The following is a 420-nucleotide window of genomic DNA, read 5'->3' as shown; positions in this document are numbered from 1 at the left end:
CAGAACAGGGTCGAGGGGGGGGCTGCGACGGGAGCGAGATCGAGCAGGAGGAGGATGAGGGGCTGAGCCGGGAGTCGGCACGGGCACCGGGCGGTGCGTGTGAGACGGACGGCCGGAAGCTCGGCGATGTCGCGCGGGTCGACCATGGAGAGGCCGTTGCCGCCGAGCGGCATGGGGTAGACCGGGTGGTCCACCATCACGGGCCGGATCATCGCCTCGTTGTCGATGAAGTAGGTCCGGCGCAGGATCGTGGCTCCGAAGCCCATCTGCCGCAGCATCCGCTCGGCCCCGAACTTCACCGCGAAGTGCGGCACCTCGACGGCGCGGTCGGCCCCGAACACCGACAGGTAGACGACCCGCTCGACGCCGGCCTCGCGCGCGAGGTTGAGGGTGACGATCGCCTGGGTGAACTCGTCGCCG

The 420-nt window shown here is 70.5% G+C and carries 1 protein-coding gene; it reads right to left on the bottom strand.

The genetic code is table 11. The annotated features are described in order from the left end of the window. Positions 1–420, bottom strand: a 420-nt coding sequence (locus MKK68_RS01685) for an SDR family oxidoreductase (RefSeq protein WP_244028085.1), incomplete at both ends; no start/stop codon positions are given.

The sequence above is a fragment of the Methylobacterium sp. E-016 genome (assembly GCF_022829745.1).
In the GTDB taxonomy this organism is placed as follows: Bacteria; Pseudomonadota; Alphaproteobacteria; order Rhizobiales; family Beijerinckiaceae; genus Methylobacterium.
This window is presented reverse-complemented; position numbering and strand designations above follow the sequence as displayed.